1 protein-coding gene is annotated in these 518 nt (G+C 42.3%); it reads left to right on the forward strand.

Annotated elements, in window-relative coordinates:
• A partial coding sequence (locus EK369_RS23070) for a hypothetical protein (protein WP_206198174.1) occupies window positions 1-343 on the forward strand: 343 nt, incomplete at its 5' end.
• Between the last annotated feature and the right edge of the window lie 175 nt (window positions 344-518).

The following is a 518-nucleotide window of genomic DNA, read 5'->3' on the forward strand; positions in this document are numbered from 1 at the left end:
TCTTAAGAAAGTAACTCACAAAAAATCGACAGACACTTCAAAAAGGTTCAAATTCGCAGCCATATGCGCTCTTCTTGTCGCCGTCTCTTCTGCTGGATTAATCGGCCATGGTATTGCCGTAGCCCCAGCAATCGCACCCGTAGCTGTCCACGCTCCAGCTGCTTCGTCCTACCAAAACAGTAACCTTCTTGCTCTCCACGCTACTCCCATTGTAGCCGCTGCTCCCGTTGCTAAAGTTGCTGTCGCCGCTCCAGCTCTTGCTTTTGCTCATGGACCAGCCCTTGCTCTCGGAGGTCACGGACTCGGTCTTGGGCATGGTTTAGGTTTGGGTCTTCATCATTAGCAGTTATATATGAAACGAGAACGCGTCAATTGCCATACAATCAACATCCTCATTTTATTTATTTATTTATATGTACCTACTTTATCATTTAGATGTCAAGAAATTGAATCATGTTAAAAATTAAAATTTTAGATACCTAACAAAAATGATAAAATGAGACTAATAAAACATTTTC

Origin of the sequence: Shimia sediminis, assembly GCF_003990645.1 — a bacterium.
Lineage (GTDB): Bacteria > Pseudomonadota > Alphaproteobacteria > Rhodobacterales > Rhodobacteraceae > Shimia > Shimia sediminis.